23 protein-coding genes are annotated in these 25964 nt (G+C 70.6%); 13 read left to right on the top strand and 10 right to left on the bottom strand.

The genetic code is table 11. The annotated features are described in order from the left end of the window. Positions 1 to 22 precede the first annotated feature (22 nt). Positions 23 to 397, top strand: coding sequence for a YXWGXW repeat-containing protein (locus AC07O4_RS06285; protein ID WP_070063838.1), 375 nt, complete (start codon positions 23 to 25; stop codon positions 395 to 397). Positions 398 to 428: 31 nt separating this feature from the next. Here AC07O4_RS06285 and AC07O4_RS06280 read toward each other — a convergent pair whose 3' ends face one another. Then, positions 429 to 1676, bottom strand: a complete 1248-nt coding sequence (locus AC07O4_RS06280; RefSeq protein WP_492744450.1) for a S1 family peptidase — start codon at positions 1674 to 1676, stop codon at positions 429 to 431. 22 nt (positions 1677 to 1698) lie between these two features. Beyond that, positions 1699 to 2556 (bottom strand): formyltetrahydrofolate deformylase, encoded by an 858-nt coding sequence (gene purU, locus AC07O4_RS06275; RefSeq protein ID WP_062478396.1) that lies wholly within the window; start codon positions 2554 to 2556, stop codon positions 1699 to 1701. A 70-nt stretch (positions 2557 to 2626) separates the two neighbouring features. On the opposite strand from purU, the gene aptA reads away from it, so the two are divergent. Next, positions 2627 to 3961, top strand: a complete 1335-nt coding sequence (gene aptA / locus AC07O4_RS06270) for an omega-aminotransferase AptA (RefSeq protein ID WP_062478394.1) — start codon at positions 2627 to 2629, stop codon at positions 3959 to 3961. On the opposite strand, the gene AC07O4_RS06265 is transcribed toward aptA, so the two are convergent. Next, positions 3945 to 4763, bottom strand: a complete 819-nt coding sequence (locus tag AC07O4_RS06265; RefSeq protein ID WP_495304038.1) for a ChaN family lipoprotein — start codon at positions 4761 to 4763, stop codon at positions 3945 to 3947. The genes aptA and AC07O4_RS06265 overlap by 17 nt on opposite strands. A gap of 64 nt (positions 4764 to 4827) precedes the next feature. On the opposite strand from AC07O4_RS06265, the gene AC07O4_RS06260 reads away from it, so the two are divergent. After that, positions 4828 to 5883, top strand: a complete 1056-nt coding sequence (locus tag AC07O4_RS06260) for an AbrB family transcriptional regulator (RefSeq protein ID WP_159279685.1) — start codon at positions 4828 to 4830, stop codon at positions 5881 to 5883. A gap of 69 nt (positions 5884 to 5952) precedes the next feature. Here the strand turns inward: AC07O4_RS06260 and AC07O4_RS06255 are convergent, their stop codons facing one another. After that, a complete protein-coding gene (locus AC07O4_RS06255; RefSeq protein ID WP_062478455.1) occupies positions 5953 to 6234 on the bottom strand; it encodes a BTH_I0359 family protein in 282 nt (93 codons plus the stop codon). Positions 6235 to 6343: 109 nt separating this feature from the next. Continuing rightward, positions 6344 to 7516 (bottom strand): DUF3108 domain-containing protein, encoded by a 1173-nt coding sequence (locus AC07O4_RS06250; protein ID WP_495304037.1) that lies wholly within the window; start codon positions 7514 to 7516, stop codon positions 6344 to 6346. A 118-nt stretch (positions 7517 to 7634) separates the two neighbouring features. Here AC07O4_RS06250 and AC07O4_RS06245 point away from each other — a divergent pair, with 118 nt between their 5' ends. The 3 genes from AC07O4_RS06245 (at position 7635) to AC07O4_RS06235 (ending at position 11249) form a co-directional block, all read left to right on the top strand. Beyond that, the gene (locus AC07O4_RS06245) at positions 7635 to 8729 is read left to right on the top strand and encodes a fumarylacetoacetate hydrolase family protein (protein ID WP_495304036.1); all 1095 of its coding nucleotides are present in this window, start codon (positions 7635 to 7637) and stop codon (positions 8727 to 8729) included. Positions 8730 to 8859: 130 nt separating this feature from the next. Beyond that, on the top strand, positions 8860 to 10086 hold the full coding sequence (locus AC07O4_RS06240) for an ABC transporter substrate-binding protein (protein ID WP_495304459.1): 1227 nt from the start codon (positions 8860 to 8862) through the stop codon (positions 10084 to 10086). Between the two features lie 35 nt (positions 10087 to 10121). Beyond that, positions 10122 to 11249 carry a zinc-dependent alcohol dehydrogenase family protein gene (locus tag AC07O4_RS06235; protein ID WP_070063846.1) on the top strand — a complete coding sequence of 376 codons (1128 nt, stop codon included), beginning with the start codon at positions 10122 to 10124 and terminating at the stop codon, positions 11247 to 11249. On the opposite strand, the gene AC07O4_RS06230 is transcribed toward AC07O4_RS06235, so the two are convergent. Continuing rightward, a complete protein-coding gene (locus AC07O4_RS06230; RefSeq protein ID WP_369630286.1) occupies positions 11236 to 12033 on the bottom strand; it encodes a helix-turn-helix transcriptional regulator in 798 nt (265 codons plus the stop codon). The two genes, AC07O4_RS06235 and AC07O4_RS06230, sit on opposite strands and share 14 nt — an antisense overlap. An 84-nt stretch (positions 12034 to 12117) precedes the next feature. Between AC07O4_RS06230 and AC07O4_RS06225 the strand changes: the two genes are divergently transcribed. The 3 genes from AC07O4_RS06225 to AC07O4_RS06215 are packed head-to-tail and all read left to right on the top strand — an operon-like array spanning position 12118 to position 15090. Beyond that, on the top strand, positions 12118 to 13878 hold the full coding sequence (locus tag AC07O4_RS06225; protein ID WP_495304035.1) for an FAD-dependent monooxygenase: 1761 nt from the start codon (positions 12118 to 12120) through the stop codon (positions 13876 to 13878). After that, positions 13875 to 14111 carry a hypothetical protein gene (locus AC07O4_RS06220; protein WP_095746954.1) on the top strand — a complete coding sequence of 79 codons (237 nt, stop codon included), beginning with the start codon at positions 13875 to 13877 and terminating at the stop codon, positions 14109 to 14111. Before AC07O4_RS06225 ends, AC07O4_RS06220 begins: the two co-directional genes overlap by 4 nt. Positions 14112 to 14115: 4 nt before the next feature. Further along, a complete protein-coding gene (locus AC07O4_RS06215; RefSeq protein ID WP_062482864.1) occupies positions 14116 to 15090 on the top strand; it encodes a Bug family tripartite tricarboxylate transporter substrate binding protein in 975 nt (324 codons plus the stop codon). A 21-nt stretch (positions 15091 to 15111) separates the two neighbouring features. Here AC07O4_RS06215 and AC07O4_RS06210 read toward each other — a convergent pair whose 3' ends face one another. Both AC07O4_RS06210 and AC07O4_RS06205 read right to left on the bottom strand, forming a co-directional pair. After that, positions 15112 to 16311: a toxin-antitoxin system YwqK family antitoxin gene (locus AC07O4_RS06210; protein ID WP_495304458.1), complete on the bottom strand. Its 1200-nt coding sequence runs from the start codon at positions 16309 to 16311 to the stop codon at positions 15112 to 15114. A gap of 2 nt (positions 16312 to 16313) precedes the next feature. Further along, the gene (locus tag AC07O4_RS06205; RefSeq protein WP_095746953.1) at positions 16314 to 16727 is read right to left on the bottom strand and encodes a VOC family protein; all 414 of its coding nucleotides are present in this window, start codon (positions 16725 to 16727) and stop codon (positions 16314 to 16316) included. Positions 16728 to 16792: 65 nt separating this feature from the next. Here AC07O4_RS06205 and AC07O4_RS06200 point away from each other — a divergent pair, with 65 nt between their 5' ends. The 4 genes from AC07O4_RS06200 to AC07O4_RS06185 all read left to right on the top strand — a co-directional run bounded on the left by AC07O4_RS06200 (position 16793) and on the right by AC07O4_RS06185 (position 21829). Then, positions 16793 to 18049, top strand: coding sequence for a TraB/GumN family protein (locus AC07O4_RS06200; protein ID WP_495304034.1), 1257 nt, complete (start codon positions 16793 to 16795; stop codon positions 18047 to 18049). Positions 18050 to 18060: 11 nt separating this feature from the next. Next, positions 18061 to 18432, top strand: a complete 372-nt coding sequence (locus AC07O4_RS06195) for a DUF2946 family protein (RefSeq protein ID WP_495304033.1) — start codon at positions 18061 to 18063, stop codon at positions 18430 to 18432. A gap of 86 nt (positions 18433 to 18518) precedes the next feature. Further along, positions 18519 to 20858 (top strand): TonB-dependent receptor, encoded by a 2340-nt coding sequence (locus AC07O4_RS06190; protein WP_495304031.1) that lies wholly within the window; start codon positions 18519 to 18521, stop codon positions 20856 to 20858. A gap of 32 nt (positions 20859 to 20890) precedes the next feature. Then, positions 20891 to 21829 (top strand): copper chaperone PCu(A)C domain-containing protein, encoded by a 939-nt coding sequence (locus AC07O4_RS06185; RefSeq protein WP_495304030.1) that lies wholly within the window; start codon positions 20891 to 20893, stop codon positions 21827 to 21829. Positions 21830 to 21853: 24 nt separating this feature from the next. Here the strand turns inward: AC07O4_RS06185 and AC07O4_RS06180 are convergent, their stop codons facing one another. Both AC07O4_RS06180 and AC07O4_RS06175 read right to left on the bottom strand, forming a co-directional pair. Next, the gene (locus AC07O4_RS06180; RefSeq protein ID WP_495304029.1) at positions 21854 to 23584 is read right to left on the bottom strand and encodes a phospholipase D family protein; all 1731 of its coding nucleotides are present in this window, start codon (positions 23582 to 23584) and stop codon (positions 21854 to 21856) included. A 106-nt stretch (positions 23585 to 23690) separates the two neighbouring features. Continuing rightward, complete coding sequence (locus AC07O4_RS06175; protein ID WP_495304028.1) at positions 23691 to 25598, bottom strand: ATP-binding cassette domain-containing protein; 1908 nt, start codon at positions 25596 to 25598, stop codon at positions 23691 to 23693. Positions 25599 to 25964 lie beyond the last annotated feature (366 nt).

Raw genomic sequence — 25964 nt, 5'->3', positions numbered from 1 at the left:
CCAACAACCATGGGGCTTTCTCATGAAAACACTCGCAGTCGCTCTTTCCATCGGTGCCGCTTCGCTGCTGTCGGTGGGCGCCCTGACCGTTCCCACGGCCGCGCAGGCGCAGGCGGTGATCACCATCCAGGGGCCGCCGCCCCCGCCGCGCTACGAGCGCATGCCGCCGCCGCGTCGCGGCTATGTGTGGTCGCCGGGCCACTATGAGTGGCGTGGCGGTCGCCATGTGTGGGTGCGCGGCATGTACGTGCGTGCACGCCCGGGCTATGCCTACCGTGCGCCGGAATGGCGCGAGAACAATGGCCGTTGGGAATACAACCGCGGCCGCTGGGACCGCGACGGCGACGGCGTGCCGAACCGCCAGGACCGGCGTCCGGACAACCCGTACCGCAATTGATCGATAGAGCGCGCGCGGCGCGCGCCCGGGGCTAGCGGATGCTCACCAGCTCGAGCACTTCGCTGACCTGGAACGCGCCGCCGCTCGCACCGCCGCGCGTCTGCACTTCGAAGCGGACGACGCGGCCCAGCTCCGGCGAGAACCACACGCTGGCGCGGTAGGTCCCGTACTGGTTGCCACTCCAGGCGCCCGCGTTCGCGAAGCGCTGGGTGTGGCCGCGGTAGTCGATCTTCACTACCTTCATCTCGCGGCCGTTGACCGGCAGCATGGCGGCGTCGTCCACCACGTGGGCGCGCAGGTCCATCTTGATGCGCGTGCCGCCCATGGTGGCGTCGTATTCCGTGGCCCAGGCGGCGTCCTGTTCCAGGGTCGGGCGGGCCCAGCCGCCCGGCGGCATGACGCTGTCGAACTCGCCGCCCACGGCCGTCGTGACGCCGATCACTTCGCCGCCCGGCTTCTCGATCCAGCCCCCGTTGTTGAAGCTGAGGCGGTCGTCACTGGTGGTGGCCGTGTCCGCGCGGTAGATCACCTTGCGGTAGGTGTTGGTGAGGCGGTCGTGCAGCTGGTACTCCACGAGGCTCGGGCGCTGCAGCGACACGCTGGCCGGCGCGGGCTGCGAGGCCAGGCGCTCGATGGCCCGCTGGCCGCGCGTCGGCAGCTCCGCGATCCACGCGGCTGGCATGGCGAGGGTCGCCGGCGCCGATCCGGCGACGAGGCCCACGAGGCGGCCTTGCGCATCGAACAGGCCGGCACCGGCCAGGCCCGCCTCGGTCGGCGTGGCCAGCTGCAGCGACTCGAGCGCGCCCGCGGCGTTGCGGCGCACGCCGCCGAGCATGGAGATGCCGAGCGTGAGTTCGCGCCCGCGCGGCGACCCGATGACGTACAGCGGCATCCCGACCTGCAACGCCCCCGCGGGCACGACGCCCAGCGTCGGCGACACGAGGTTCGCGATGCGCAACTGGCACAGGTCGCGTTCGACGTCCGGGTGCTCCAGCGCGGCGCCGTAGCTCACGTTGTCGCGGCGCAGCACCACGGCGCTGGCCTTGGCCAGCAGCTTGCAACTGGTGACGGCCGTGCCCGGGCCGGTGGCCACTGCGCTGCCGGTGGCCAGGACCTTGCCCTGGGCGTCGCTGGCCTGCACCACCCAGACGCTGGGCGAGATGCGCGCGAACAGCGCGTCGGGCGCCAGCGGGGCGCTGCCGGCGCGGGCGTCCTGGGCGAAGGTGGCGGGCGCTGCCAGAGCGGCAGCAAGGGCGAAAAGCGGAAGCTGCAGGCGCATCTGGGAGCGGCGGTGGGGTGGGTTAGCGGAACACGACCGTGCGGTGGCCGTTCAGCAGCACGCGGTGCTCGCTGTGCCACTTCACGGCGCGGGCCAGCACCTGGCTTTCGGTGTCGCGGCCGCGGGCCGTGAGGTCTTCGACCGTGTCGGTGTGGTCGGCACGGGCCACGTCCTGCTCGATGATCGGGCCTTCGTCGAGGTCGGCCGTCACGTAGTGGGCTGTGGCGCCGATCAGCTTCACGCCGCGGTCATGTGCCTGGTAGTAGGGCTTGGCGCCCTTGAAGCTGGGCAGGAACGAGTGGTGGATGTTGATCGCGCGGCCGGCCAGGCTCTTGCACAGGTCGTTGCTCAGGATCTGCATGTAGCGCGCGAGCACCACGAGTTCGGCGCCCTCGGCCTCGATGATCTCGAGCTGCTTGGCCTCGGCCTGCGCCTTGGTCGCGGCCGTCACCGGGATGTGGTGGAAGGGCACGTTGTAGCTGGCGGCCAGCTGGTAGAAGTCGCGGTGGTTCGAGATGATGGCGCGCACGTCAATCGACAGCAGGCCGCTCTTCCAGCGGAACAGCAGGTCGTTCAGGCAGTGGCCTTCCTTGCTGACCAGGATCACGGTCTTCATCGGGTCGGCGGCGGCGTGCAGCTGCAGGCTCATGCCGAAACCGGTGGCGAAGGCCTTCAGCTCCTCGCGCAGCACGGCTTCGCTGTGGTCGCCGCAGGCGAAGCGCACGCGCATGAAGAACAGGCCGGTGCCGTGGTCGTTGTATTGGGCGGCCTCTTCGATGTTGGCGCCGCGCTCGAGCAGGAAGCCCGACACGGCGTGCACGATGCCCGTCCGGTCGGGACAGGAGAGGTTCAGGATGTAGGCAGGCGTAGTGGTCGTCATCAGGGGCAGGATTGTGGCAGGGGTGCCAGAATCGCGATTTTCCCTCCCCACATAACCGCAGGAGCGAGACATGGCCTTCCAGGACTTCAACATGGACAACCAGTGGTTGCCCTTCACGCCCAACCGCCATTTCAGGAAGGACCCGCGGGTGTTCGTGGCGGCCGACGGCATGACGTTCACCACGCACGACGGCAAGAAGGTGGTCGACGGCATCTCCTCGCTGTGGTGCGTGGGCGCGGGCCACAACCGCAAGCCGATCAACGAGGCGATCAAGAAGCAGCTGGACACGCTGGACTACGCCACCGCCTTCCAGGTCAGCAACGACAAGGCCTTCAAGGCGGCCGAGATGATCGCCGCGCTGGCCCCGGGCGACCTGAACAAGGTGCTGTTCTGCAACTCGGGCTCCGAGGCCGCCGACACCTCGATGAAGGTGGCACTGGCCTACCACCGCGCGCGCGGCGAAGGCCACCGCAACGTGTTCATCGGCCGCGAGAAGGGCTACCACGGCGTGGGCTTCGGCGGCATGTCGGTGGGCGGCATCCCGGGCAACCGCAAGGTGTTCGGCTCGGCCTTCCTGCCGCGCGTGGACCACATGCGCTTCATCCACGATCCGGTGAACCATGCCTACATCCACAACGCGGAGCCGGTGTGGACCGAAGACCCGCTGGTCGAGCTCGAAACCCGCATCCTGCCGCTGCACGACCCGAGCAACGTGGCCGCGATCATCGTGGAGCCCGTGGCCGGTTCGGCCGGCTGGTACCTGCCGCCCCAGGGCTACCTGAAGCGCCTGCGCGAGATCTGCGACAAGCACGGCATCCTGCTGATCTTCGACGAGGTCATCACCGGCTTCGGGCGCATGGGCACCAACTTCGCGTCGGACTATTTCGGCGTGGTGCCCGACATGTTGAACTTCGCCAAGTGCGTGACCAACGGCGTGATTCCGCTGGGCGGCGTGATCTGCCGCGACAAGCTCTACGACGCGATGATGAAGACCGACGCGCCCGAGCACGTGGTCGAGTTCTTCCACGGCTACACCTACTCGGGCCACCCGGTGGCCTGCGCCGCCGCCATTGCCACGCTCGACCTGTTCAAGGAAGAAAACCTGTTCGCCCGCGCCGGCGAGATGGGCAAGGTGCTGGGCGATGCCTTCCACAGCACCTTCAAGGGGCTGCCGAACGTGGTGGGCATCCGCAGCCTGGGCCTGGCGGCGGCCGTGGAGCTCGCGCCCATCGCCGGGTCGCCGGGCAAGCGCGCCTACGAGGTCTTCCTCGACTGCTTCCACAAGGGCGCGCTGGTGCGGCCTGCGGGCGACGTGCTGGTGATCGCGCCGCCCTACATCGTCGAGAAGCAGCACATCGACACGCTGGTCAACACGCTGGCGGATTCGATCAGGAAGTTCGCCTGAGCACGCCCGCGCAGTAGTCCACCGGCGGCAGCGCCGGCGTGCGCCAGGTGGCGTCGTAGGCGTCGGTGTCGTCCTCGGCCGGACCGCCGGCCTGCAGGTGGACCGTCTTCACCGACACGTCGGTCGGCAGGTGCTGCGGCACGCCCAGCACCTTGGTGACGTGGCCCGCGCCGGCGATCAGCACCACCGTCTTGCCTGGTTGGCGGGCCTTCACCAGCGCCTGCGCCATGGCGCGGTCGCGACCGACCTGGATGCGCGTCATCGGGCCGATCTGCGATTCGGGCAGCAGCTTGCAGTGGCCCTCGCGCACGGCCTCCTGCTGCGCGGCGTAGGCCTCGCCGTTGAGCTGCACATCGAGCGAGACGTCGGCCATCGCGTCTTTCATGCGCGCACGCGGCAGGTTGGCGCCGACCACCGGCACGCCGGCGCGCACGGCCGTCATCACCGTGGGGCCGTAGCGCGTCCACGGCCAGGCCTTGTCGTTCCAGCCGAGGGCGGTCTGCACTTGGGCGTCGGTCGCGGTGGCGGGCAGGCGGGCGCTGCTGCGGCCGTCCTCGGCCATCTCGAGCGCCAGCGCGGCGAGCTGGCCGCGTTCGGCCAGGGCCTGTACGGTCTCGCGTTCGAGCGCGTGGTGTTCGGGGGCGTCGTGCTGCTCGCCGAGCAGCAGGGCGTCGGCCGGCAGCAGCGCCGCCACGCGGCGCGCGACGGGCGCTTCGGCGGACAGCGCGGCGCAGCCGGCGAGCAGGGCGGCTGCGAGCAGGGGCGCGAGGAACCGGGAAGCACGGGAAGGGCGAGAAGGCATCCCGCCATACTATGCCCGGCGCCCTGCACCGGGCTGTCGTCCTTTTCCGCTGCTTTCTCTGCCCGTGTCCTTTCGTTTTCCCCTTCGCGTGCTGGCCACGCTGCTGTTGGCGCTGGCCGCCGCACTCGCCTGTGTCGCCCTGCACACCCCGCTGCCCTGGATGATCGGCCCGCTGTTCGCGGTGTCGCTGGCCTCGATCGCGGGCCAGCCGACCGCGAGCCACACGCCGCTGCGCAACCTGGGGCAGTGGGTCATCGGCACCGCGCTGGGCCTGTATTTCACGCCGCAGGTGGTGACGCTGGTGGCCGGCGTGTGGTGGGCGATCCTGCTGGCCATCGGCTGGGCGCTGCTGCTGGGTTGGGGGTTCGGCCGCTGGCTGCACCGCGTGCATGCGGCGCGCATGCCGCATGTGCCGGCGAAATCCATGAGAGCCACGACTTACTTCGCAGGCGCCATCGGCGGCGCTTCGGAGATGACGCTGCTGGCCGAATCGGCCGGTGCGCGCACCGACCTGGTGGCCGCCGCGCACAGCCTGCGACTGATGGTGGTGACGGTGACGATCCCGTTCGCGATGCAGTGGAGCGGGCTGCACGGCCTGGAGATCAACCCGCCCGGCGTGCGTGAGGTGAACCCGGCCGGGCTGGCCCTGCTGGCGCTGGCCACCGGCGCGGGCGGGCTCGTGATGCGGGCGCTGGGCCGCACCAATCCGTGGTTCATGGGGCCGCTGCTGGTGGCGATGGGCTTCACGGTCGCGGGGCAGTCGCTGTCGGCGGTGCCGACCTGGCTGTCGAACACCGCGCAGCTGGTGATTGCCGTGAGCCTGGGCGTGCGCTTCAGCCGCGAGTTCCTGCACACGGCGCCGCGCTGGCTCGGCTCGGTGGCGCTGGGCACGGTCGGCATGCTGGTGCTGTGCGCCGGCGCGGCCTGGCTGCTGGCCGGGGCGACCGGGCTGCATCCGGCCACGATGATCCTGGGCACCTCGCCCGGCGGCATCGCCGAGATGTCGATCACGGCCAAGGTGCTGCAGCTGGGCGTGCCGGTGGTCACGGCCTTCCAGGTGTGCCGGCTGGTGGCGGTGCTGCTGATCGTGGGGCCGATGTACCGCTGGACCGAGCGCTGACGGCGCAGTACACCGCCAAAGAAAAAGCGCCCCGCGGGGCGCTTTTTTCGTTCGGGCGGGGCAGGGCGCTCAGTGCACCAGCACCGGCGTGTGCGCCAGCTCGGCATAGCCTTCGAGCGTGTCCTCGACCTCTTCCTGCGTGGGCGTGTTGAGCTGCCACGCGGCGATCTGCTGCTGGAACAGTTCGGCCCAGGAGCCGTCGAGGTACACCTCCTTGCCCGATCGCTTGTCCACGATCTCGAAGCCGTGGCGTTCCAGCACGGGGCCGTTGGGCGTCGTGCTCGGCTCGTCGCCGTCGTTCGGCTGCACGTGCACGACGACGAAGGACTCGGAGTCGTAAAGCATGTTCATGGCGGGCCCTGTGAGGATGTCGATGGCGTTCATGAGGGTTAGATAGCAATCAACGCGCCAGTTTCAAGAACAGTTGTCGTCGCGCCGTTGATATGTGAGTCTTTTTGCCTCAATTGGCGGGCGCCTGGGGTAGGGGTTTGCGCAATTGGGCGTCAGCAAAATCACCATTTGCCTCGGTTTGCCGGATGCGCACGGGCAGATAGCCGTACTGCGGCGCCAGCCAGAGCTCCAGTTTCCGGTCGAAATCCTTGCGCGGCGTGCGGGTGAGCTTGCGCGTGGTGAAGTCGCCGGCCGGCAGGCTCAACTGCTCCTCGTCGCCGACCTCGAAGACCCAGACATCGCCGTCGCGCACGCCCACCGTCTGCACCGAGATCCGGGTGCCGGGCGGGTAGCGCCCCGGGCTGGCCGCCAGCAGGCCGCCCAGCTGCATCATCACGCTCATGCGGTCCTGCGCGCCCGGCTGCAGGGGCACGGGGGGGGCGTTGTTGCTGAAGATGATCTGCCCCTGGTCGCGCGCGAAATGCGAGGCCACCTCGGCCTTGCGGCTTTCCGAATAGCGCTCGGGTTCCAGGCCCGAGGGGCCGATCTTGCCGGTGCTGTGCCAGTTCAGCAGGGTGAAGAACACCGCCTTGAGCGTGAGCCGCCCGTCGTAGCGGCTGCCGTCCTGCAGCCAGACCAGCTCGCCGAACACGCCGCGCTGCGGCGAGGCGCCTTTCTGGCCCGTGGCCTCGAAATCGAGCGTGACCGAGCCCGGAATCCGCAGCGCCTGGGTGCCGGCGATGGTGCCCGAGGCGCCGCTGCCGGCCGTGGTCGTGCCGCCCTGCGTGCCACCGGCCGTGGTGCCCGTGGCGGCGGCCGGGGCGCTGGCCGGCGCCTCGGGGGCGGTTGCTCCTGAATCTGTAGCGGCTTGCGCGGTCTGGTCGGGCGTTTCGGGCGGAGGCGTCTGGGCCGGCGCATCCGGCACGGGCGCCGGGGCCGGCTTGGGGCGAGGCACCGAGGCCTCGCGCGGACGCCGGGGCTTGGCCGGTGGCGGCGGCTTGGCCGCGACCGGCGCGGCGGCCGGTGCCGCGGGGGCCTCCGCCGCGGGCGGCGCGATCACGATCGTGCGCGTGATGAACTTGCTGGCCAGCGGCGAGGGCTCCGGCCCGATGGCCATCGGCGCCAGCCCGAGCAGCAGCAGGTGCGCCAGCGCCACCATCAGCGTCAGCGCCGCGAGCGCGCGCCAGGACGGGCGCCCGGGCAGGCCCAGGGACAGCGGTGGGGGCGCGACGTGCGTCGACATGGGTGTGTGGAGTGGGTTGCGGCGCCGAGGTTCACGAAGTCCACTCGGTACACTGCCGCCCGTTCAACCAGTTTAGTGGGCGCGGCGCCGCGCCCTTTTTCTTGCTCACGCCCGCACCATGAAACTCGCCACCCTGAAGGACGGCTCGCGCGACGGCCAGTTGGTCGTCGTCTCGCGCGACCTCACGCTCGCCCACTACGCCACCGGCATCGCGAGCCGGCTGCAGCAGGTGCTGGACGACTGGGGCTTCATGAGCCCGCAGCTGCAGGACCTGTACGACGCCCTCAACCACGGCCGCGCGCGCCACGCCTTTCCCTTCGACCCCGTCCAGTGCATGGCGCCGCTGCCGCGCGCCTACCAGTGGGCCGACGGCTCGGCCTACCTGAACCACGTCGAGCTCGTGCGCCAGGCGCGCAACGCCGAGGTGCCCGAGAGCTTCTACACCGACCCGCTCATGTACCAGGGCGGCAGCGACGACTTCCTGGGCCCGGTCGACGACGTGATCGTGCCCAGCGAAGCCATGGGCATCGACTTCGAGGCCGAGATCGCCGTCGTCACCGGCGACGTGAAGATGGGGGCCACGCCCGAGCAGGCGCTGGACGGCATCCGCCTCGTGATGCTGGCCAACGACGTGAGCCTGCGCAACCTCATCCCGGCCGAGCTGGCCAAGGGCTTCGGCTTCTTCCAGAGCAAGCCCGCCACCGCCTTCAGCCCCGTGGCCGTCACGCTCGACGAGCTCGGCGAGGCCTGGCAGGACGGCCGCGTGCACCTGGCGCTGCAAAGCAGCTGGAACGGCCGCAAGGTCGGCCTGTGCGACGCAGGCCCCGAGATGACCTTCCACTTCGGCCAGCTCATCGCCCACATCGCCAAGACGCGCAACGTGCGCGCCGGCAGCATCGTGGGCAGCGGCACCGTGAGCAACAAGGGCGTCGAGAAGAACGGCCGCATGGAATGGCCCAAGGGCTACTCGTGCATCGCCGAGAAGCGCTGCATCGAAACCATCCAGGACGGCGCGCCCGCCACCGACTTCATGAAGTTCGGTGACACCATCCGCATCGAGATGAAGGGGCTGGACGGGCGCTCGCTGTTCGGCGCGATCGACCAGGAGATCGTGTCGACGGCGGGGCGGCCGGTGGAGGCGCCGGTGTCGCTCACCAAGCCGCAGGCCGGAACCGACACCGGCACCGCCCCGGAACCCGCCGCCGAAGGCTGACGCAGGCCCTGTCGGGGTTTCTCCCCGTTCGGCTGGCCGGAAGCCCCCGTTCCGCAAAGCCCAACCCTGCGCGGCGGGCGCTGCCTAGGATGCAGCGATCCGTTCACTGCAAGGAGACAGGTCCATGGGCATGCCGAAGCTGGCGGGGCGCGCGCTGTGCGCATGGGGGGTGATGGGCATGGCGCTGGCCGGACAGGCCGCCGCCCAGAAGCTCAGCGACGACAAGGTGCGCGTGGGCGTGCTGTCGGACATGTCGGGCCTGTACGCCGACACCGCGGGGCGCGGCTCGGTCGAGGCCGCGCGCATGGCCATCGAGGACTTCGGCGGCCAGGTGCTCGGGCGGCCCATCGAGCTGGTCTCGGGCGACCACCAGAACAAGGCCGACATCGGCGCCTCGCTGGCGCGCACCTGGTACGACCGCGACGGCGTCGACGCCATCTTCGACATGAACAACTCGGCCGTCGCGCTGTCGGTGGTCAACCTGGCGCGCGAGCGGCAGAAGCTGTCGATCAACACCGGCGGCGCCTCGGTGGCGCTCACCAACGAAGCCTGCGCGCCGACCTCGGTCCACTACACCTACGACACCTACGCGCTGGCCAACGGCGCCGCGCAGGGCGTGAGCCGCCAGGGCGGCAAGACCTGGTTCCTGCTCGGCGTGGACTACGCCTTCGGCAAGGCCATGGCCGCCAACATGACCGAGTTCGTCGGCGAGCTGCAGGGCAAGGTGATCGGCAGCGTGTTCCACCCGCTCAACGCGAGCGACTTCTCGTCGTACGTGCTGCAGGCGCAGGCCTCGGGGGCCGACACCATCGCGCTGGCCAACGCCACCAGCGACACGGTCAATGCCGTCAAGGCGGCGCGGCAGTTCGGCGTGTCGCCGAAGCAGCGCGTGGTGCCGATGCTGATGTTCATCAACGACGTGCATGCGCTGGGTCTGGCGCAGGCGCAGGGCATGACCTTCGCCACCGGCTTCTACTGGGACCGCACGCCCGAGTCGCGGGCCTGGGCGCGGCGCTACTTCGAGCGCATGAAAAAAATGCCCTCGATGATCCAGGCCGGCGCCTACTCGGCGGTCACGCACTACCTGAAGGCCGTGCAGGCTGCGGGCACCGACGACGGCGCCACCGTGGCCGCGAAGATGAAGGCGATGCCGGTGAACGACTTCTTCGCGCAGGGCGGCACGATCCGCGCCGACGGCCGCATGGTGCACGACATGTACCTGGTGAGCGTGAAGAAGCCCGCCGAGTCGAAGTACCCGTGGGACTACTACACGGTGCTGTCCACGATCCCCGGCGACAAGGCCTTCCAGCCCTTGTCGAAGAGCAAGTGCCCGCTGGTTGCCGCAGCGAAGTCCTGATGAGCTGACCGCCTGACCGAACTCAAGGAAACCCCATGAAAGTCCGTGCCGCCGTCCTGCAGCGCCTCGGCGCCCCCGCGCCCTATGCCCAGAGCCGACCGCTCGAGATCGAGGAGGTCGAGCTGGCGCCGCCCGGCCCCGGCGAGGTGCTGGTGCGCATCGCGGCCGCGGGGTTGTGCCACTCGGACCTGTCGATCCTCAACGGCGACCGGCCGCGCCGCACGCCGATCGTGCTGGGTCACGAAGCGGCCGGCGTGGTCGAGGCGCTGGGCGAGGGCGTGACCGACCTGGCGCCGGGCGACCACGTGATCCTGGTCTTCGTGCCGAGCTGCGGCCATTGCGCGCCCTGCGCCGAGGGCCGCCCCGCGCTGTGCGAGCCGGGCGGTGCGGCCAACGTGGCGGGCACGCTGCTGGGCGGTGCGCGGCGGCTGTCGTACCGCGGCGAGCCGATGGACCACTTCGTGGGCGTGTCGGCCTTTGCCGAGTACGCGACGGTGTCGCGCCGCTCGCTGCACAAGATCGACCGCGAGCTGCCGCTGGAAATTGCTGCCATGTTCGGCTGCGCGGTGGTGACGGGCGTCGGGGCCGTGGTCAACACCTCGCAGGTGCGGCCGGGCCAGACCGTGGCCGTGGTGGGGCTCGGCGGCGTGGGGCTGGCCGCGCTCATGGGCGCGCTGGCCGCGGGCGCCGCGCGCGTGATCGCGGTCGACCTGGCGCAGGACAAGCTCGACTTCGCCCTCGCGCTGGGCGCCACCGACAGCGTCAACGCCAGCGACCCCGATGCGGCCAAGCGGCTGCGCGACATGACCGAGGGCGGTGTCGACCATGCGCTCGAGATGGTGGGCTCGGCCAAGGCGCTGGAGTTCGCCTACAAGGTCACGCGCCGCGGCGGCACCACCGTGACCGTGGGCTTGCCCGCCGCCATCCAGACGCTGAACACGCCGGTCTGGCACCTCGTGGCCGAGGAGCGCACGCTCAAGGGCAGCTACCTCGGCAGCTGCGTGCCGCGGCGCGACCTGGGGCGCTTCATCGCGCTGTACCGCCAGGGCAAGCTGCCGGTGGACCGGCTGCTCACCGGGCGCCTGAAGCTCGAGGAGATCAACGAGGGCTTCGACCGCCTGCAGCGCGGCGAGGCCATCCGGCAGATCGTCACGATGCCGTGACGGCCGCGGGCATCGCCCCCCGCAGCAGCTCCTTCTGCGTCCGAATCCCCAACCGCCGGAACGCCCGGTACTGATGCGTGCGCACCGTGCTCAGCTCCACGCCCAGCACGCGCGCCGTCTCCTTCGCCGTGCGGCCCGCCATCAGGTGGCCGATCACCTCGCGTTCGCGCAGGCTCAGCGTCAACAGCCGCGAGGCGAGGGTGGGCGCGGCCGCCTCGTGCACGGCCGCCGCGCTGCGGCTGTGGGCGCTGGCGGCGTCGGCCAGCAGGGTGGCGTGGGCGGCGATGACGCCGAAGTCGGTGTCGCCGAACTCGGGCTGCGCCAGGCTGCGGTAGAAGCTCACGGCCACGCGCTGGCCGCTCGGGCGCAGCAACAGCACCGAGCTGCGCTCGCGGATGCCCACGTCGCCGTAGCAGGCGGCGCGGTAGGCGGGGTCGGCCACTTCGTCGCCGTGCTGGTGGCCCATCCACAGCTGCGCGCGCTTGGGCAGCTTGCGCGCGGCCAGCCAGGCCATGTGGGGGTCGAGCCGGTCGAAGCGCTGCGCCACGTAGCGCTCGGCGGTGCGCTCGGCCGTGTGGCCGTAGCTGCTGGCAGCCGACACGGTCTCGATGCGGCCGGTGGCGTCGACGCCGAACACGGTGCAGAAGGTGACGGGCATCACGCGGTGCATCGCCGCCAGGCAGCTGGCCGCCAGGTGTGGCGTGCCGATGCCCGCCAGCACGTCGCCGACGACGGCCGCCGACAGTTGCGCGTCGGCGGCGGGGTGGAGGCGCCAGCGTTTCATGGGGTTTCGAAGGAGGACTAGGGTAAATACCTCCTACGAAGTTATGACATTGGCGCGGGCGGCGCATCGGGACAATCCCGTTCCATGACCACCACCCGTACCGCCGATGCCGCCACCGGCCCCGTGCCGCCGCCGTCCTCCGCGACCGCGCTGCCGCCTTCGGTCGGCGCCTTCCACTACACGCGCTTCGCGCCCCGCCTGCCGTCGCTCGGCGCCGACGGCATGGAGCCTGGCCGCCACCCCGTCGTGATCGCGGGCGGCGGCCCGGTGGGCATGGCGCTGGCGCTGGGGCTCGCCAACCACGGCGTGCGCTGTGTGGTGCTCGAGGCCGACGACACGGTCTGCGTGGGCAGCCGCGCGGCCTGCATCTCGCGCCGCAGCCTGGAGATCGTCGAGCGCCTGGGCGCGCTGCCGGCCTTCATGGGCAAGGGCCTGCCGTGGAGCGTGGGGCGCAGCTTCTACAAGACGGCGGAGGTGTTCCGCTTCGAGATGCCGCAGGCCGCGCAGCAGAAGCTGCCGCCGATGATCAACCTGGAGCAGTACTACATCGAGCAGTACCTGCTGGACGAGATCGAGCGCCGCAATGCCGCGACGCCGGGGCTCATCGACATCCGCTGGGGCACCGAGCTCACCGCGCTTGCGCAGGACGAGGACGGCGAGGGCGTGACGCTCGACGTGCGCAACGCCGAGGGCGCCTACCGCCTGCGCGGCCAGTGGCTCGCGGCCTGCGACGGCGGCCAGAGCTTCGTGCGCAAGTCGCTCGGGCTGGCGCTGGAAGGCACAGGCTACGAAGGCCGCTACGTGATCATCGACATCGAGCTGCACAGCGACCACCCGACCGAGCGCCGCGCCTGGTTCGACCCGCCGTGGAACCCCGGCTCGACCGTGCTGATGCATCGCCAGCCCGACGACATCTGGCGCATCGACTACCAGCTGCGCGCCGGCCAGAGCACCGAAGACGCGCTGCAGCCCGCGGCGGTGGCCGAGTTCGTGCAGCGCCACCTCGACGCCATCGGCGAAGGCCACCTGCCGTGGAAGACGGTGTGGACCTCGGTGTACCGCGCCGGCGCGATGACGCTCGAGCGCTACCGCCACGGCCGCGTCGTGTTCGCGGGCAACGCGGCGCACGCGATGCCGATCTTCGGCGTGCGCGGCCTCAACTCGGGCTTCGACGACGCCGACAACCTGGCCTGGAAACTGGCCTTCGTGGCCCAGGGCCTGTCGGGCCCGGCGCTGCTGGATTCGTACTCGCAGGAGCGCATCGCGGCCTTCCACATCAACGCCGAGAGCGCGATGCGCAGCACCGAGTTCATGTCGCCGCCCTCGCGCGGCTTCGACCTGCTGCGCGAAGCGGCGCTGTCGCTGTCGGAGGCGCACCGCGGCATCGCGCAGCTCATCAACCCGCGCCAGACGCAGGCCGTGCGCTACGACGGTTCGGCGCTGTCGAGCGCGGGCGACACGCTGCCGGCCGGTCCGCTGCCGGGTGAGGCGATGCCCGAGCAGCCGCTCGCGCAAGGCCATCTGACCGACTGGATCGGCCCGGTGTTCACGCTGCTGGTGCTGCAGCCGGACCTGGCGCCGCTGCCCGACGCCGACATCGCGCAGGCCCGGCAAGGCGCCTTGCCGTTCGAGGTGTGCACCATCGGCAGCCTGGGGAGCAACGACCGCACCGATGCGCAGGCATCCCCCGCCGTCTTCGCCGCGCTCGGCGCCGGCGATGGCGCCGTCTACCTGCTGCGCCCCGACGGCCACGTGGCCGCGCGCTGGCACCGCCTGCCGGCCGGTGCGCTGCCCGCCGCGCTGGCGCGCGCGGCCGTCGCCACTTCACAGGACATTCCCGCATGACGACCTCCGCCCCCTCGCTCCACCCCGACGCCCGCGACCGCCTGTACGCCGAGTGCGCGCGCGCCATCACCGAGGCCGGCGCCGAGCGCGAATCGCTGTTCCTCGCGCGGCTCGCGCTGCTGCTGTTCGAGCAGGTCGGTGACGAGGCGCGCTGCCGCGCCGCGCTGGCCGACGCGTTGCGCGCGCTGCCCGTACCATCGCTGTCCGCTTCCGAACAAAAAACAGGAGATTGATCTCATGGATCGCCGCACCCTTCTCGCCACGCTCGCCTCCGGCGCCGCCGTGGCCGCAGCCCCCTTCGCCCACGCACAGGACTACCCCGCGCAGCTCATCAAGTGGGTCGTGCCGTACCCCGCGGGCGGCGGCACCGATGTGATCGCGCGCGTGCTGGCCGAGGCCATGCGCCAGACGCTGGGCCAGCAGATCGTGGTCGACAACCGCCCCGGCGCGTCGACCAACATCGGCGCCGACCTGGTCGCCAAGAGCAAGCCCGACGGCTACACGGTGCTGTCGGCCGACAACGCCGTGCTGGCCTTCAACGAGCACCTGTTCAGCAAGCTGCCGTTCAACCCCGAGAAAGACTTCACCTACATCGGCGCCATCGGCAAGTTCCCGCTCGCGCTGGTGGTGCACCCGGACTTCCCGGCCAAGACCTTCAAGGAGTTCCTGGCCTACGTGAAGGCCAACCCCGGCAAGGTGAACTACGCGTCGCCCGGCAACGGCTCGCCGCACCACCTGGCGATGGAAATGTTCAAGGCGCGCACCGGCACCTTCATCACCCACATCCCGTACCGCGGCGCGGCGCCGGCCATGGCCGACGTGATGGGCGGCCAGGTGCCGTGCATGTTCCTGGACCTGGCCTCGGGCCTGCCGATCATGCAGGGCAACAAGGTGCGCGTGCTGGCCATCGGCTCGGGCGCGCGCAGCAAGCGCCTGCCCGACGTGCCGACGCTGGCCGAAGTGGGCGTGCCCAACACCGAGGTGTTCGCGTTCCAGGGCATCCTGGGCCCGGCCGGCCTGCCCGCCGCCGTGGTGAACAAGCTCAACAGCGACCTGAACAAGGCCTTCAGCACGCCGGCCGTGCAAAAGCGCTTCGACGACTTCGGTATGGAAGCGATGCCCGGCACGCCGGCGCAGTTCGCGGCGCTGTCGCGCGCGGAGTCGAAGCGCTGGGGTCCGATCATCAAGCAGGCCGGCATCAAGCTGGACTGATGCCGCCCAGAGGCGTTCGTCCTAGCGGGCGAACGCTTTTCGCGAGCCGTCTTCGAAGACTTCGTCGTCGCGCTGCAGCTCGCCGTTCTCGTCCCAGCTGCGTTCGCGCGTCACGCGCCCCTTGTCGTCGAAGCTCGACTCGGCCAGCAGCTCGCCTTTTTCATTGAAGCGCTGGTGCGTGCCCACGGGCACCTGCCGGCCGCGCCCCGGCGCGAAGTAGCGGCCCTGCGCGGCGCGCTGGCCGCTGTCGTAGAACTCGGTCACGTCGACCGTGCGCTCGCTGCCGGCGCCGCTGTAGACGGCCTTGCTGCGCGGCTGGCCGTTGAGGTGGTAGCTGTCGTCGCTCAGGGGCTCGCCCGCGGCGTTCCAGCGCTGGTCGCGCACCAGCGAGCCGCGGTCGGAGAACTCCTGCTCGCGCTGGCGGATCGACGAGCGCCCGACCAGCAGCCACACGGTTTCGCGCCGCTTCACGCCCTCTGAGGAAAAACTGCGCTCCACGCGCCGGTTGCCGGTGGTCTCGTCGACCACCGACGGCTTGCCGTTGTCGTAGAACTCCTGCGTGCGCACGCGCTTGCCCGCCTGGTACGACAGCCGCGAGCGCAAGGTGCCGCGCGCGTCGAACAGGTCGACGTTCGACGGCCCGCCCGTGAAGCCGCACAGCTTGGCATCGTCGGCCACCGGCGCCAGCACCGGCGCTTCGGCGCAGCGCAGCATCGACATCTGGCCGCGCTCGGTGAACTCGACCATGGCGCGCTCGGTGCCGCGGTCGGGGTAGAAGGTGGCGCGCCGCAACTGGCCGCCGGGGTAGAAGCTGCGCACCAGGCCGCGCTCCTGGCCGTCGTCGTACGTGGCGTCGCGCAGCACCTGGCCGCCGGGCGCGAACTCGCGCGCGCGGCCGTGCATGTTGCCCTTGGCGTTGATGGTGTGCTCGCGCGCGAGCTTGCCCTTTTCATAGAAGCGCACCAGGCCCATGAAGACGCCGTTCTGCACCTGCTGCTCGCGCTGGAGTTCGCCGGTGCCGCGGTCCTTGCAGCGCATCAGGCCGGTCTTGCCGGCGGTGCTGTTGCCGTCGGCGGGGCTCACGCGCTGGCCGTTGAGCTCGCATTCCTGCTGCGCGTGGACCCTCGGGGTACCCAGCAGCGCGGCCAATGCGATCGCGGCCAGGCCGAGGAGGGACGCGGCCGCCCGGGGCGCCCGAAGATCGGAAGCGGGCGGGCGCAGGGTCACTTGTCGTAGAGCGTGTCGAGCGAGCGGAAGCCCTTGGCCTCGATCGGGTTGCCGAAGGGGTCGCAGAAGAACATCGTCCACTGCTCGCCCGGCTGGCCTTCGAAGCGCACCTGCGGCTTCAGCACGAACTCGGTGCCGGCGGCCTCGAGGCGCCCGGCCAGTGCCTGCCAGTCAGGCAGCGCGAGCACGATGCCGAAGTGCGGCATGGGCACCATCGCATCGCCGACGCGGCCGGTGCGGGTGGTGGCGAAGGGTTCGCCCAGGTGCAGCGAGATCTGGTGGCCGAAGAAGTCGAAGTCGACCCAGGTGTCGGTGCTGCGGCCTTCGGCGCAGCCCAGCACGTCGCCGTAGAAGCGGCGGGCGCCGTCCAGGTCGCGCACGTGGAAGGCAAGGTGAAAGATGCTTTGCATGGTTTTGGATTATGGGCAGCGGTGCTGTGAGAATGCCGGACTTTCTTTCAATCATGGAGCTCGCCTTGCGGATACTCCGAGCCCTCGTCGCACCGCTGCGCCTGCTGTCGCGCGGCACCGACCGGCCGGCGCCCCAGCGCCTTCTTGCACGTCTGACCCGCCAGGCCTTCGCGGCTGTCGGTGGTTGTTTCATCGCGGTGGCCGCACATGCCGCCGCCTGCCCGCCCTCGGCCATCGCGAGCCTGGAGAAGCCCGGCATCGGCCTGCGCAACGGCATCGACCGCGGCCTGCTGTGGCGCATCGAGCGCGACGGCCGCACCTCGTGGCTCTACGGCACCCTGCACCTGGGGCGCGGCGAATGGGTGCGTCCCGGCCCGACCGTGCAGAAGGCGCTGGCGCAGAGCGACACGCTCGCGCTGGAGCTCGACTCGCGCGATGACGCCACGGTGCGCGCCCTGAGCCAGCCGGCCGACCCGGCCGCGGTGGCGCGCGTGCTCAGCGGCGAACGCGCCCGCCGGCTCGAGCGCCAGAATGCCGAGGCCTGCGTGCCGCCGGGCTCGACCGCCCGGCTGCCGCCCATCCTGCAGGTGACGGCGCTGACCGCGCTGGCGGCGCGCGCCGACGGGCTGTATGCGGAGTTCGGCGTCGACGAGACGCTGGCCGTCTCGGCGCGCAACAGCAACAAGCCGATCGTCGCGCTCGAGAACGCCGCCGATCAACTGCGCTGGCTCACCGGCGGCTCCGAAGCCGAGGAGGCCGAGCAGATCGACGCCATGCTCGACGAGCTCGAATCGGGCCGGCTGCGCGGCCAGCTCAAGACGCTGGCCGATGTCTGGGCGCGCAGCGACGCGGCCCGGCTGGCGCGCTACGCCGAGTGGTGCGAGTGCCTGAACACGCCGGCCGAGCAGCGCCTCATGAAGCGCCTGCTCGACGACCGCAACCCCGGGCTGGCCGACGGCATCGAGCGCCTGCACGCGGGCGGGCGCAGCGCGTTCGCCGCGGTCGGCGCGCTGCACATGGTTGGCGCGCAGGGCCTGCCCACGCTGATGGCGGCGCGCGGCTTTCGCGTCACGCCGGTGCTCACCGAGGCGCAGGCGCAGCAGGCGCTGCCGATGCCGGCGCTCGCCGCGCCCGAGCCGCCAGCCCGCAAGGCGGTGCGCGGTGGCAAGAGCGTCAAGGGGCAGAAGGCGGCCAAGGGCACGGGCCAGAAGGCCGCTGCGAAGGGCGGGGCCAAGCCGGCGTCCAAGGCCGCTGCTGCGCCCAAGGGCAAGGTCGCACCCCGTGCCGCCCCCAAGGCCACCAACAGCAAAGTGCGCCGATAATCGCGACCGCCATGCACACGTTGCGCCCCCACCCCCGCTTGATCGGCCGCCTCGGCCGGTGGGTGCTGCTGTGGTTCGTGCTGTCGCTGGGCGTGGCGGTGGCGTCGCCGGTGGTGCATCCGCAGGCGATGGAACTGGTGTGTTCCGGCGCCGGCACCATCAAGGTGGTGGTGCACACCGAAGACGGCGTGCAGGACATGGGCGCCACGCACATGGACTGCCCCCTGTGCGCGCTGACCGGTGCGCCGCCCCCGCCGCCCGTGGCGGCCGCGTTCGATGCGCCCCTGCCGCTGGGGCGCGTGCTTCAACCCATTCCCGCCGCGCGCCATGCCGCGGCCACGGCCGCGCCGCTGCCGGCCCGTGGGCCTCCGCGTTCCGCCTGAGCGATCAGCAACAGCGCTGTCTGTCGGTGCACCCCGGGTGCGCGCAGGCAGTCCCTTTGGCTTGAAGTTCGTGGAGCCGGTTCCCCATGAAGCAGCACTCCCGCGCCCTGGCGATCGCCATGGCATTTCCTTTCAGCGCGCCGGTGTGGGCGCAGCAGCAAACGCCGCCGGACATTGATCCGCCGGAGGCCGGCGCTGCGGCCGCCCCGGGCCGCACGCTGGGTACCGTCACCATCAGCGGTGGCCGGCCGACCTCGCTGCCGACGCAGATCCCCACCACCATCGAAGGCGTGACCGCCGAGCAGATCGCCGAGACGGTCAACGCGACCGACGCCGAAGACGCGCTCAAGTACCTGCCGAGCCTGCTGGTGCGCAAGCGCTACATCGGCGACTTCAACCACGCGGTGCTGGCCACGCGCGCCTCGGGCACGGGCAACAGCGCGCGTGCGATGGTCTACGCCGACGGCATCATGCTGTCGAACCCGCTGGGCAACGGCGCCACCTTCGCGCCGCGCTGGGGCATGGTGTCGCCCGACGAGATCGAGCGCGTCGACGTGCTCTACGGCCCGTTCTCGGCCGCCTACCCGGGCAACTCGGTGGGCGCCGTGGTCGACTACGTGACGCGCATGCCCACGCAGCTCGAGGCGCACGTCAAGCTCAGCGGCTTCACCTCGAATTTCGACCTGTACAACAGCCATTCGTCGCCGGGCGGCCAGCAGCTCGACCTGTCGCTGGGCAGCCGCAGCGGCGACTGGTCGTGGTGGCTCGGCGCCTCGCGCACCCACAGCAAGGGGCAGTCGCTGTCGTTCGCCAACCGGCTCGTGAGCGCGGGCACGGTGGGCAGCGCGGGCACGCCCGTCACCGGCGCGGTGCTCGGGCTGAACCCGTCGAACCAGCCGTGGTGGCTGCTGGGCGGCATCACCGCCTACGACACCACCCAGGAGCAGGCCAAGCTCAAGCTGGCCTACGACTTCTCGCCCACGGTGCGCGCCACCTACACGCTGGGCGCCTGGCACAACACCACGCACGGCAGCACCGACACCTACCTGCGCGATGCGCTCGGCCAGCCGGTGTACGGCGGGCGCGTGAACCTCGGCGGACGCACCTACAACCTCGACGCGCCGGCCGCCGCCTTCGCGCCGACCGAGACGGCGCTCACGCACTACATGCACGGCCTCTCGGTGAAGAGCCACACCGGCGGCGTGTTCGACTGGGAGGTGGCGGCGAGCCTGTTCGACTACGCGAAGGACACCTCGCGCACGCCGACCACGGCGCTGCCGGGCGCCTTCTACGGCGGCCCCGGCCGCACCACCGACATGGGCGGCACCGGCTGGCACACCTTCAAGGCCGCGGGCACCTGGCGGCCCACCGGCTCGGCCGAAGGCGTGGGCGCGCACGTGGTCGACTTCGGCGTCCAGCAGGACACCGCGCGGCTGCGCAGCGCCATCGGCAACACGCGCGACTGGATCGGCGGGCCGGCCGTGTCGCCGTTCTCCGCCTTCAACGGCAACACGCGGCTGCGCTCGCTCTACGTGCAGGACACCTGGCGCTTCGCCAAAGACTGGAGGACCACGCTGGGCCTGCGCCACGAGCGCTGGGAGGCCTACGGCGGCCAGCTCGGCAACGCGGCGCGGCTGCTCGACTTCGCGCCGCGCAAGAACAGTTTTGTCTCGCCCAAGGCCGCGCTCGCCTGGCAGGCCACGCCCGACTGGCACTTCAAGGCCTCGGTCGGCCGCGCCGTGCGCATGCCCACCGTGAGCGAGCTCTACCAGGGCTCGATCGAGGGCAACCGCATCGTCAACACCAACCCCGAGCTGCGCCCCGAGCGTTCGTGGACCGCCGAGCTGAGCGCCGAGCGCGACCTCAAGCGCTGGGGCGTCGACGGCGTGCTGCGCACCACGCTGTTCTTCGAGCACACGAAGGACGCGCTCTACACCCAGGCGCTCACCAACCTCGTGAGCACGGTGCAGAACGTCGACGCCATCCGCACGCGCGGGCTGGAGGTGGCGATCAACACGGTCGACGCGGGCATCCAGGGGCTGGACCTGGGCGGCAGCCTCACGCTGACCGATTCGAAGATCACCGCCAACCGCGGCTTCCCGGCCAGCGTGGGGCGCGACCAGCCGCGCGTGCCCAAGGTGCGCGCCTCGCTGCTCGCCACCTACCGGCCCGACGCGAAGTGGAGCTACACCGTCGGCGCGCGCTACAGCGGCCGGCAGTACGGCACGCTCGACAACAGCGACCCGAACGGCATGGCCTTCATGGGCTTCTCGAAGTTCTTCGTGGTCGATGCGCGCATCCGCTACCGCATCGACCGCCAGTGGAGCGCCGCCGTCGGCATCGACAACCTGAACAACCGGACCTACTGGGCCTTCCACCCGTACCCGCAACGCACCTTCGTGGCCGAACTCAAGTTCGACCTTTGACCCTCACTTTTTCCTCCCCAAGGACACACGCCATGACGAAGCTTTCGACCCCCACTTTCCCCACCTTCCACACCCTCGCCGCCTGCGCCCTGCTGGCCGGTGCCGGCGCCGCCGGCGCCCACGTGAGCCTGCCCCCGGGCGGCGCCACCGTCGGCAGCGAGTACAACGCCGCCTTCCGCGTCGGCCACGCCTGCGAAGGCGCCAAGGCCACCACCGGCCTCGCGGTGCGCCTGCCCAAGGGCTTCGTGCTCACCGACGCCCAGGCGCGCAAGGGCTGGAAGCTCGACGCGCCCAAGGCGGGCAGCGCCGAAGGCGAAGTGCGCTGGACGGCAGAGACGCCGCAGAACGCGCTGCCCGGCAGCGAGCGCGGCGAGTTCGTGCTGCGCGGCAAGGTGCCCGCCACGCCGGGCCCGCTGTGGTTCAAGGTGCGCCAGGACTGCGACGTCGGCAGCGTCGACTGGGCCGAAGTGCCCGCCGCGGGAAGCACCACGGCCGGCCTGAAGAAGCCCGCGGCCAAGCTCGACGTGGTGGCGCAGGGCGTGGCCACGGTCGACGTGCGCGACGCCTGGGTGCGCCAGTCGGTGCCGGGCCAGAGCGGCACCGGCGCCTTCATGAAGCTCACCGCGCCCACGGGCACGAAGCTGGTCGGCATCTCGACGCCTGCCGCCGGCGTGGCCGAGGTGCACGAGATGAAGATGGAAGGCGACACCATGCGCATGCGCGAACTCGCGGGCGGCCTCGAGCTGCCGGCCGGCAAGACCGTCGAGCTCAAGCCCGGTGGCTACCACGTGATGCTGATGGACCTGAAGGGCGCGATGACCAAGGGCGCGACCGTGCCCATGACCCTGAAGTTCGAGGACGCCAAGGGCGCGAAGACGACGCTGGAGCTGAAGCTGCCGGTCGGTGCGCCCGAAGGCGCCGCCGCTGCCGCTGCGCCCGCGGCGGGCGGTGCGCACCAGCACAAGCACTGACCCCGGCGGGGTCTGGCCGGACCGTCAGAGCAACTGGTCCGGCGCCAGCGGCCCGAACAGTCGCAGCAGGAAGCGCAGCGTGGCGCTCGCGTCGGGCTCGGTGTCCGTGTCCTGCAGGCCGCTGCCTTCGGGCGCGTGCCACACCAGCGTGCCTTTTGCGAGCTCGACATGCCAGGCGCGCTCGCGCATGCCGCGCTCGATCTGCTCGGCCGCCATGCGCGAGAGTTCGCCGCTGCGGATCAGCAGCGCGATCTCGGTGTTCTGCAGCTGCGAGCGCAGGTCGAGGTTCATCGAGCCGACCACCAGCAACCGGCCGTCCATCACCAGCACCTTGGAGTGCAGCATCGCGCGCGATTCGCCGCTGACGCTGCCCGCGCCGCTGCCGCCCGAGGAGCCGAACACATTGCCGAAGTCGGCCTGCTCGCTGCGCAGCTCGTAGAGCTCCACGCCGGCGGCGAGCAGCGCCTTGCGGTGGCGCGCATAGCCGACGTGGGCGATGGGCGCGTCGTTCGAGGCCAGTGAATTCGTCAGCACCCGGATGCGCACGCCCCGCGCGCGCGCCGCGGCAAAGGCCTGCTGCATGTCGGGGCCGGGCACGAAGTAGGGCGAGATGATCAGCAGGTCGGTGCGCGCCTGGCCGATCAGGTGCAGCAGGCCTTCGACCACCGTGTCGCCGCTGGAGGCCAGGTCGGCCAGCGCGGTGGCGCTGCGCGAGGGCAGCTCGGGCCGACTGACCACGAGGTCGGGGTTGCGCACCGCGCCGGGGCCGCTGTCGGCCGGGATCTTGCCGGGCGCGTCGGCCAGCATCAGGGCCGGGGCCCAGACGAAGGCGGCGCTGCGTAGATCCAGCGGCTTCTCGTCCCAGGCGCGGGCGCGCTGCTCGGCCGTGGGGCCGGCGCCGGGGCGCGGCTCGCCGTCCGGGGGCTTGGGCTGGTTGCGTGCTTCGGCCGCTTCGTCGCTGAGTTCCTGGTCGACCCGGCGCGCGCGGTCGCGGATGCGCTGGAACTCCTCGCGCGAGACCAGCGACTGCACGGGGTAGGCGCGCTCGTTGTTCCAGTAGCTGTCGAAGCTGCGCGAGAGGTCCTGCACGATCGGGCCGGCCGCCAGCACGTCGACGTCGACGAAGTTGCCGGTGATGGCATTGCCGAAGTAGGCGTCGCCCAGGTTGCGCCCGCCCGTCACCCCCATCACGTTGTCGGCCAGGAACAGCTTGTTGTGCATGCGCTGCTGGATGCGCGAGACCTCGCCGATGGCGTTGAGCATGCGGTTGAAGCCGGTGCCGCGCGAACCCGCGAGCGGGTTGAACAGCCGCATCTCGATGTTCGGGATGAAGGCCAGGCCGAGCACCAGCGCGTCGCGGCCGATGGTGTGGAAGTCGTCCAGCAGGATGCGCACCCGCACGCCGCGCTCGGCCGCCGCGCGCAGCCCGCGCACCAGCCGGCCGGTGCTGGCGTCGGCGTGGATGGCGTAGTACTGCAGGTCCAGCGTCTTCTGTGCGTTCTCGATCAGCGCCAGCCGGCTGCCGTAGGCGGCCTGCGGGCCGCCCAGCAGCAGGAAGCCGGAATCGAAGCGCGCCTTGTCGGCGTTGCGGCGCTCCCGCAGCAGCGTGGCCAGCGCCGTGCCGTCGGGCGAGGCGAACGCGGTCGAGACGGGGCGGTCCACGTCCTTCGGAAGCTGCGCGCAGGCGCCGAGCACCATGAGGGCCAGCAGCGCGACGCTGCGGCGGACCAACGCGTGGAAGGAAGAAGAAGGCATGCGGCGGGGTCTTTCCGGGGGCTTGGGAAGGCGGTGCCGCATGTATAGCCGAGTTGGCGCCCGTCGTGGGTGGGACGGGCGGCCAACCGGTGAGGGAAGAGGGCGCTCAGCGCCCGGCGCCGAGTTCTTCCTGGCGCTCCAGCGCGGCGAGCAGCTCGTCGTCGATTTTCGCGTGGCGCTCGCTCAGCTCGACCGCGCGCGAGGCGTCGCTTGCATAGATGGCGCCGCCGTCGAGTTCGAGCATTTCGCTGATGCGCTTCTGCTCGGTTTCGAGGGCTTCGATCTGCGCGGGCAGGGCTTCGAGTTCGCGCTGCTCCTTGTAAGAGAGCTTCTTGCGGGGACCGCCGGTGGGGGCTGCAGCGGGTGCAGCCGCGGGGGCCGGGGCCGGTGCGGCGGCTGGAGGCGGCGGTGGCGCCGACGCGAGGCGCTGCTCGGCGATCTCGCGTGCGCGCTTGGACTGGATCAGCCAGTCTTCCACGCTGCCCTCGTACTCGCGCCAGCGGCCGTCGCCTTCGAAGGCGATCGTGCTGGTCACCACGTTGTCGAGGAAGGTGCGGTCGTGGCTCACGAGGAACACGGTGCCGTCGTAGTCCTGCAGCAGGCCTTCGAGCAGCTCGAGCGTGTCGATGTCCAGGTCGTTGGTCGGCTCGTCGAGCACCAGCACGTTGGCCGGGCGCGCGAACAGGCGCGCCAGCAGCAGGCGGTTGCGTTCGCCGCCGCTGAGCGAGCGCACGGGGGAGTTGGCGCGCGCGGGCGAGAACAGGAAGTCCGACAGGTAGCTCTTGACGTGCTTCTTCTGGCTGCCGATTTCGATCCACTCGCTGCCGGGGCTGATGAAATCTTCCAGCGTGGCGTCGAGGTCGAGCTTGTCGCGCATCTGGTCGAAGTACGCCACCTGCTGGTTGGTGCCGCGGCGGATCTTGCCGCTGTCGGGCTCGAGTTCGCCGAGGATCAGCTTGAGCAGCGTCGTCTTGCCGGCGCCGTTCGGGCCCAGCAGGCCGATCTTGTCGCCGCGCAGGATGGTGCCGCTGAAACCGCGGATCACGGTCTTCTCGCCGAAGGACTTGGTGGCATCGGTGAGCTCGGCCACGATCTTGCCGCTGGACTGGCCCGAGGCCACATCCATGTTGACGCTGCCCTGCACCTCGCGGCGCGCGGCGCGGCTGGCGCGCAGTTCCTGCAGCCGCGTGATGCGGCTCTGGCTGCGCGTGCGGCGGGCTTCGACGCCCTTGCGGATCCAGATCTCTTCCTGCGCCAGCAGCTTGTCGGCCTTGGCGCTGATGATCGCTTCCTGGGCGAGCTGCTCTTCCTTTTGAACGAGGTACTGCTCGAAGTTGCCCGGGTAGGAACCCAGCTTGCCCCGGTCGAGCTCCACGATGCGGGTGGCGACGCGGTTTAGGAAGCTGCGGTCGTGGGTGATGGTGACGACGCTGCCCTTGAAGTCGATCAGCAGCTGTTCCAGCCACTCGATGGAGTCGAGGTCCAGGTGGTTGGTGGGTTCGTCTAATAGAAGCACGTCCGGCGCGGCCACCAGGGCCTGGGCCAGCGCGACCCGCTTGCGCGTGCCGCCCGAGAGCGAGCCGACGCGCGCGTTGCGGTCGAGGTGGAGGCGATGCAGCGTCTCTTCGACGCGCTGCTCCCAGTTCCAGGCGTCGTAGGCTTCGATCTTGGACTGCAGGGCGTCCAGGTCGAGCCCGTCCGCGCCGGAGAGGTACAGGTCACGGATGGCGATGACTTCGCCCAGGCCCTGGCTGGCGGCGGTGAACACGTCCGCATCCATGTCCAGCGCGGGTTCCTGCGCCACGTAGGCCACGCGCAAGTTCTGCTGCAACTGCAGCGTGCCGTCGTCGGGCTTTTCCAGCCCGCCCAGTATCTTGAGCATCGACGACTTGCCGGCGCCGTTGCGGCCGATCAGGCCGATGCGTTCCGATTCGAGAAGAGAGAAGTCCGCATGATCCAGCAGCGGGACGTGACCGAACGCGAGCTGCGCGTCGAGGAGTGTGATGAGTGCCATGTGGCACGGATTATCGGAGGGGCGGGTGACGGCGCCTGGCGGCTGGGGAAGAAGGCTTCTTTGTGGCTCTCTATATAGAAGGGACTGGAGTCCCCTGGGAGAGACGTCGGCAGTCAGGGACGAGGCGTGAAGCGGGCGGCGAGTGGGGCGGCAAAGGTCTTCTTCAAGTTTCTTTCAGCTTGGCTTGCACGAGCCGAAATCTGTCATATACTCGTGGGCTTCGCTGCTGAATACCTCTGGTGTTCGAAGCGACCGGAGCTCTCAGGAGTGCTGGTTGTGAGTGGTGAAGAAAGTCTTCGAAAGTTGACGCGGTTTGAAAAAACAGTGCATAATCGAAGGCTTCGCTGAAACAACTTCAGCGACTTG

It is taken from the genome of Variovorax sp. GW821-FHT09D04, from assembly GCF_059416405.1.
The sequence above is the reverse complement of the archived record's forward strand: the minus strand, read 5'-3'. Positions and strand labels throughout refer to the sequence as shown.

Coding starts and splice junctions, on each gene's coding strand:
- AC07O4_RS06285 (WP_070063838.1), top strand. CDS start 23: ATGAAAACACTCGCAGTCGCTCTTTCCATCGGTGCCGCTTCGCTGCTG.
- AC07O4_RS06280 (WP_492744450.1), bottom strand. CDS start 1,676: ATGCGCCTGCAGCTTCCGCTTTTCGCCCTTGCTGCCGCTCTGGCAGCG.
- purU (WP_062478396.1), bottom strand. CDS start 2,556: ATGACGACCACTACGCCTGCCTACATCCTGAACCTCTCCTGTCCCGAC.
- aptA (WP_062478394.1), top strand. CDS start 2,627: ATGGCCTTCCAGGACTTCAACATGGACAACCAGTGGTTGCCCTTCACG.
- AC07O4_RS06265 (WP_495304038.1), bottom strand. CDS start 4,763: ATGCCTTCTCGCCCTTCCCGTGCTTCCCGGTTCCTCGCGCCCCTGCTC.
- AC07O4_RS06255 (WP_062478455.1), bottom strand. CDS start 6,234: ATGAACATGCTTTACGACTCCGAGTCCTTCGTCGTCGTGCACGTGCAG.
- AC07O4_RS06250 (WP_495304037.1), bottom strand. CDS start 7,516: ATGTCGACGCACGTCGCGCCCCCACCGCTGTCCCTGGGCCTGCCCGGG.
- AC07O4_RS06245 (WP_495304036.1), top strand. CDS start 7,635: ATGAAACTCGCCACCCTGAAGGACGGCTCGCGCGACGGCCAGTTGGTC.
- AC07O4_RS06240 (WP_495304459.1), top strand. CDS start 8,860: ATGCCGAAGCTGGCGGGGCGCGCGCTGTGCGCATGGGGGGTGATGGGC.
- AC07O4_RS06235 (WP_070063846.1), top strand. CDS start 10,122: ATGAAAGTCCGTGCCGCCGTCCTGCAGCGCCTCGGCGCCCCCGCGCCC.
- AC07O4_RS06230 (WP_369630286.1), bottom strand. CDS start 12,033: ATGAAACGCTGGCGCCTCCACCCCGCCGCCGACGCGCAACTGTCGGCG.
- AC07O4_RS06225 (WP_495304035.1), top strand. CDS start 12,118: ATGACCACCACCCGTACCGCCGATGCCGCCACCGGCCCCGTGCCGCCG.
- AC07O4_RS06220 (WP_095746954.1), top strand. CDS start 13,875: ATGACGACCTCCGCCCCCTCGCTCCACCCCGACGCCCGCGACCGCCTG.
- AC07O4_RS06215 (WP_062482864.1), top strand. CDS start 14,116: ATGGATCGCCGCACCCTTCTCGCCACGCTCGCCTCCGGCGCCGCCGTG.
- AC07O4_RS06205 (WP_095746953.1), bottom strand. CDS start 16,727: ATGCAAAGCATCTTTCACCTTGCCTTCCACGTGCGCGACCTGGACGGC.
- AC07O4_RS06195 (WP_495304033.1), top strand. CDS start 18,061: ATGCACACGTTGCGCCCCCACCCCCGCTTGATCGGCCGCCTCGGCCGG.
- AC07O4_RS06190 (WP_495304031.1), top strand. CDS start 18,519: ATGAAGCAGCACTCCCGCGCCCTGGCGATCGCCATGGCATTTCCTTTC.
- AC07O4_RS06185 (WP_495304030.1), top strand. CDS start 20,891: ATGACGAAGCTTTCGACCCCCACTTTCCCCACCTTCCACACCCTCGCC.
- AC07O4_RS06180 (WP_495304029.1), bottom strand. CDS start 23,584: ATGCCTTCTTCTTCCTTCCACGCGTTGGTCCGCCGCAGCGTCGCGCTG.
- AC07O4_RS06175 (WP_495304028.1), bottom strand. CDS start 25,598: ATGGCACTCATCACACTCCTCGACGCGCAGCTCGCGTTCGGTCACGTC.